This is a genomic window from Psychrobacter sp. D2, from assembly GCF_013608135.1.
Taxonomy (GTDB): Bacteria; Pseudomonadota; Gammaproteobacteria; order Pseudomonadales; family Moraxellaceae; genus Psychrobacter; species Psychrobacter cryohalolentis.
The window spans coordinates 1-5,963 of the sequence record NZ_JACDXZ010000016.1; the positions used below are offsets into that span (position 1 = coordinate 1).

Genomic DNA, 5,963 nt, shown 5'->3' on the forward strand with positions numbered 1-5,963 from the left:
AACTTATTGCCTAGCTTCCTTTGCTGTGGGGCGTATTATATAGATTCTGACTGGGGTGTCAACCGCTTTATCAAAGGTTTTTAAACTAATTTAAGTAGGTTTTAAATAGTCTATTGTTTTCAATGGGTTAGAAAAATATTTATTGAGATAGCTTTAACTCTAACTAATAAAGATTTAGGTAGATCGTCTATTTAGCTGAAATTTGACCGCTTTAAGATTGTTATCAGCTTGGATAGTGCTTGGAACATCATGACATGAAGCTCATTTAACCCGCTAAATAGGTAACGACATTTAAAAAACTCAAAGCAGTCTCTATATCTTCAAATCAAATAAGAAATCCTCTTATTTCCAAACTCCAGCCAAAAGAAAACCCCCTTTGACATAAGTCAAAGGGGGTTTTCTAGGAATAGAGAGCTGACGATGACCTACTCTCACATGGGCGAACCACACTACCATTGGCGCGACGATGTTTCACTTCTGAGTTCGGGAAGGGATCAGGTGGTTCCATCGTGCTATTGTCGTCAGCAAAGGGGGTTAGATATGAGTCTGTTATTATTGTTTTGACGTCAAGATATTATCTATTGGTCGACCAACTTGTAACCTAACTGAATCAAGGTTAAAGGTGATATCGAAATTATATATATTCTATAGCCTAGGCTATACAAGATAGATTAATTAGAGCTTTCATACAAACCACTTGGGTGTTGTATGGTCAAGCCAAACGAGCAATTAGTACAGGTTAGCTACACACATCGCTGTGCTTCCACACCCTGCCTATCAACGTCGTAGTCTTCAACGGCTCTTTAGGGAAATCTAATCTTGAGGTGGGCTTCTCGCTTAGATGCTTTCAGCGATTATCCCATCCGAACGTAGCTACCGGGCAATGCCACTGGCGTGACAACCCGAACACCAGAGGTTCGTCCACTCTGGTCCTCTCGTACTAGGAGCAGATCCTCTCAAATTTCCAACGCCCACGGTAGATAGGGACCGAACTGTCTCACGACGTTCTAAACCCAGCTCGCGTACCTCTTTAAATGGCGAACAGCCATACCCTTAGGACCTGCTTCAGCCCTAGGATGAGATGAGCCGACATCGAGGTGCCAAACACCGCCGTCGATATGAACTCTTGGGCGGTATCAGCCTGTTATCCCCAGAGTACCTTTTATCCGTTGAGCGATGGCCCTTCCATACAGAACCACCGGATCACTAAGACCTACTTTCGTACCTGCTCGACTTGTGGGTCTCGCAGTTAAGCGCGCTTTTGCCTTTATACTCTACGACCGATTTCCGACCGGTCTGAGCGCACCTTCGTACTCCTCCGTTACTCTTTAGGAGGAGACCGCCCCAGTCAAACTACCCACCATACATTGTCCTCGGTATTGTTATACCTGAGTTAGAACCCCAACATGACCAGGGTGGTATTTCAAGATTGGCTCCACAAACACTAGCGTGTCTGCTTCAAAGCCTCCCACCTATCCTGCACAAGTCAGGTCAAAGTTCAATGTAAAGCTGTAGTAAAGGTTCACGGGGTCTTTCCGTCTAGCCGCGGGTACACAGCATCTTCACTGCGATTTCGATTTCACTGAGTCTCTGCTGGAGACAGCGCTGCCATCATTATGTCATTCGTGCAGGTCGGAACTTACCCGACAAGGAATTTCGCTACCTTAGGACCGTTATAGTTACGGCCGCCGTTTACTGGGGCTTCGATCAAGAGCTTCGCTTACGCTAACCCCATCAATTAACCTTCCAGCACCGGGCAGACATCACACCCTATACGTCCACTTTCGTGTTTGCAGAGTGCTGTGTTTTTAATAAACAGTTGCAGCAGCCTGGTATCTGCGACTGCCAACAGCTCAAGGAGCAAGTCCTATCACCATCGGCAGCGTACCTTCTCCCGAAGTTACGGTACCATTTTGCCTAGTTCCTTCAGCAGAGTTCTCTCAAGCGCCTTGGTATTCTCTACCTGATCACCTGTGTCGGTTTAGGGTACGATTCGTTTATAACTATTGCTTAGAAGCTTTTCCTGGAAGCATGGTATTTGCCACTTCGCTGTACAAGTACAGCTTGCTATCAGATCTCAGCATAATGACAGTCCGGATTTGCCTAAACTGTCTGCCTACATCCTTTCACCTGGACAACCAACGCCAGGCTGACATAACCTACTCCGTCCCTCCATCGCATTATAAACAAGTATCGGAATATTAACCGATTTCCCATCGACTACGCCTTTCGGCCTCGCCTTAGGGGTCGACTCACCCAGCCCCGATTAACGTTGGACTGGAACCCTTGATCTTCCGGCGTGCGAGCTTTTCACTCGCATTATCGTTACTCACGTCAGCATTCGCTCTTGTGATACCTCCAGCATGCCTTACGACACACCTTCACAGGCTTACACAACGCTCCCCTACCACTTGAAAACAAATTCAAATCCGCAGCTTCGGCTCCTAGTTTGAGCCCCGTTACATCTTCCGCGCGGGCCGACTCGACTAGTGAGCTATTACGCTTTCTTTAAAGGATGGCTGCTTCTAAGCCAACCTCCTAGCTGTCTATGCCTTCCCACCTCGTTTCCCACTTAACTAGGAATTTGGGGCCTTAGCTGGCGGTCTGGGTTGTTTCCCTCTCCACAATGGACGTTAGCACCCACTGTGTGTCTCCCGGATATCACTCATCGGTATTCGGAGTTTGCATCGGTTTGGTAAGTCGGTATGACCCCCTAGCCGAAACAGTGCTCTACCCCCAATGGTGTTCGTCCGAGGCGCTACCTAAATAGCTTTCGGGGAGAACCAGCTATCACCGAGTTTGATTAGCCTTTCACCCCTATCCACAAGTCATCCCCTAGCTTTTCAACGATAGTGGGTTCGGTCCTCCGGTGCCTGTTACGGCACTTTCAACCTGCTCATGGATAGATCACTCGGTTTCGGGTCTATGCCCTGCAACTAAACGCCCTATTAAGACTCGGTTTCCCTACGGCTCCCCTAAACGGTTAACCTTGCTACAGAACATAAGTCGCTGACCCATTATACAAAAGGTACGCGGTCACCCTAATAAATTAAGGCTCCCACTGCTTGTACGCACACGGTTTCAGGTTCTATTTCACTCCCCTCACAGGGGTTCTTTTCGCCTTTCCCTCACGGTACTGGTTCACTATCGGTCAGTCAGGAGTATTTAGCCTTGGAGGATGGTCCCCCCATCTTCAAACAGGATTTCTCGTGTCCCGCCCTACTTAATATGTTAACGCTAATGTTTCGAATACAGGACTATCACCTACTACGGTCAGCTTTCCCACGCTGTTCTTCTACATTAGCATTAATCGGCTTCTCCCCGTTCGCTCGCCGCTACTTGGGGAATCTCATTTGATGTCTTTTCCTAAGGGTACTGAGATGTTTCACTTCCCCTCGTTTGCCTCTTGTACAAGTACAAGATACCTACCTTATGGTAGGTGGGTTTCCCCATTCAGAAATCTCCGGATCACAGGATATTGCCGCCTCCCCGAAGCTTATCGCAGGCTGTCACGTCTTTCATCGCCTCTGACTGCCAAGGCATCCACCATGTGCGCTTCATTACTTGACCATACAACCCCAAGTAGTCTTTCTCTAACCTTTATTACTAAAGATAGGAGTTAGATTTCTAAGTGCTATATAAGTCTAATTATGATAACGATATCACCTAATTTTATACGCTTGATTCAGTTCTCTTTACTTTTTTAATAACTCACCACTGGGATAACAACTGATGTCGTTAAGTAGTGAGTTATTAAGGTTAGAAACAACGCGTGAACACGTGTTCCTAACCCAGACTCATATCTATGTTTTTAAATAGTCTCTATGCTCTCGTCGAGTCACAGATTCTGTATAAAACAGAAAGAAGTAATCTTGTCTTTGTTAAGACGAATCACTTGTTTCTATTTGATACCTATTTATTTATTAGCATCTAAAGAATAGTTTATTATGTGGTGGAGCCAAACGGAGTCGAACCGTTGACCTCCTGCGTGCAAGGCAGGCGCTCTACCAACTGAGCTATGGCCCCTAATAATGGTAGGCCTGGGCAGACTTGAACTGCCGACCCCCGCGTTATCAACACGGTGCTCTAACCAGCTGAGCTACAGGCCTGTGCGAGGCATATACCTCTAGCTAATAAACTAGCTTAAACTAAAGAACAACTTGTTGTGAATTCTTGCTGACCGAATGCCATCTATAAGGAGGTGATCCAGCCGCAGGTTCCCCTACGGCTACCTTGTTACGACTTCACCCCAGTCATCAACCACACCGTGGTGAACGCTCCCCCGAAGGTTAAGCTATCCACTTCTGGTGCAATCAACTCCCATGGTGTGACGGGCGGTGTGTACAAGGCCCGGGAACGTATTCACCGCGGCATTCTGATCCGCGATTACTAGCGATTCCTACTTCATGGAGTCGAGTTGCAGACTCCAATCTGGACTACGATAGGCTTTTTGAGATTCGCATCACATCGCTGTGTAGCTGCCCTCTGTACCTACCATTGTAGCACGTGTGTAGCCCTGGTCGTAAGGGCCATGATGACTTGACGTCGTCCCCGCCTTCCTCCAGTTTGTCACTGGCAGTATCCTTAGAGTTCCCGGCTTAACCCGCTGGTAACTAAGGACAAGGGTTGCGCTCGTTGCGGGACTTAACCCAACATCTCACGACACGAGCTGACGACAGCCATGCAGCACCTGTATTCTAATTCCCGAAGGCACTCCCGCATCTCTGCAGGATTCTAGATATGTCAAGACCAGGTAAGGTTCTTCGCGTTGCATCGAATTAAACCACATGCTCCACCGCTTGTGCGGGCCCCCGTCAATTCATTTGAGTTTTAACCTTGCGGCCGTACTCCCCAGGCGGTCTACTTATTGCGTTAGCTGCGTCACTAAGTCCTCAAGGGACCCAACGACTAGTAGACATCGTTTACGGCGTGGACTACCAGGGTATCTAATCCTGTTTGCTACCCACGCTTTCGAGCCTCAGTGTCAGTATTATGCCAGAAGGCTGCCTTCGCCATCGGTATTCCTCCAGATCTCTACGCATTTCACCGCTACACCTGGAATTCTACCTTCCTCTCACATACTCTAGCTCAACAGTATCAGATGCAGTTCCCAGGTTGAGCCCGGGGATTTCACATCTGACTTATCGAGCCACCTACGCTCCCTTTACGCCCAGTAATTCCGATTAACGCTTGCACCCTCTGTATTACCGCGGCTGCTGGCACAGAGTTAGCCGGTGCTTATTCTGCAGCTAATGTCATCGTCTCCGGGTATTAACCGAAGAGTCTTCTTCACTGCTTAAAGTGCTTTACAACCAAAAGGCCTTCTTCACACACGCGGCATGGCTGGATCAGGGTTTCCCCCATTGTCCAATATTCCCCACTGCTGCCTCCCGTAGGAGTCCGGGCCGTGTCTCAGTCCCGGTGTGGCTGATCATCCTCTCAGACCAGCTACAGATCGTCGCCATGGTAGGCCTTTACCCCACCATCTAGCTAATCCGACTTAGGCTCATCTAATAGCGAGAGCAGTAAACTGCCCCCTTTCTCCCGTAGGTCGTATGCGGTATTAATACGAGTTTCCCCGTGCTATCCCCCACTACTAGGTAGATTCCTAAGTATTACTCACCCGTCCGCCGCTCGACGCCTGATAGCAAGCTATCATCGTTTCCGCTCGACTTGCATGTGTTAAGCCTGCCGCCAGCGTTCAATCTGAGCCATGATCAAACTCTTCAGTTTAATCTTGCTATGAAGTCCTTTAAAGAGACTTCTAAACTTGGCTCATCTAATCTGGCAAAATCGCTAAAAATTATGTTCGTAATGAATTAACTTTGAGTTTTTTTACTGTCTTAAATGATAATTTTTATAGTTAGAATCCTATCGAAAAGATAGTCAACCAACTTTATTTTTTAGCATTCTGAATCAGCAAAAATCCACACAAGTTGTTCTTTAGTTATGCTTTTAAATAA

2 tRNA genes and 3 rRNA genes are annotated in these 5,963 nt (G+C 47.3%); all 5 read right to left on the reverse strand.

Going from position 1 to position 5,963, the window contains the following annotated elements:
- Window positions 1–412: 412 nt before the first annotated feature.
- A 5S ribosomal RNA gene (gene rrf / locus H0262_RS13035) occupies window positions 413–526 on the reverse strand.
- 182 nt (window positions 527–708) lie between these two features.
- Window positions 709–3,570 (reverse strand): 23S ribosomal RNA (locus H0262_RS13040).
- Window positions 3,571–3,950: 380 nt separating this feature from the next.
- A tRNA-Ala gene (locus H0262_RS13045) sits at window positions 3,951–4,026 on the reverse strand.
- Window positions 4,027–4,032: 6 nt separating this feature from the next.
- A tRNA-Ile gene (locus H0262_RS13050) sits at window positions 4,033–4,109 on the reverse strand.
- 85 nt (window positions 4,110–4,194) lie between these two features.
- Window positions 4,195–5,733, reverse strand: a 16S ribosomal RNA gene (locus H0262_RS13055).
- The 16S, 23S and 5S rRNA genes sit together here with 2 tRNA genes alongside, the layout of an rRNA operon.
- Window positions 5,734–5,963: the final 230 nt, after the last annotated feature.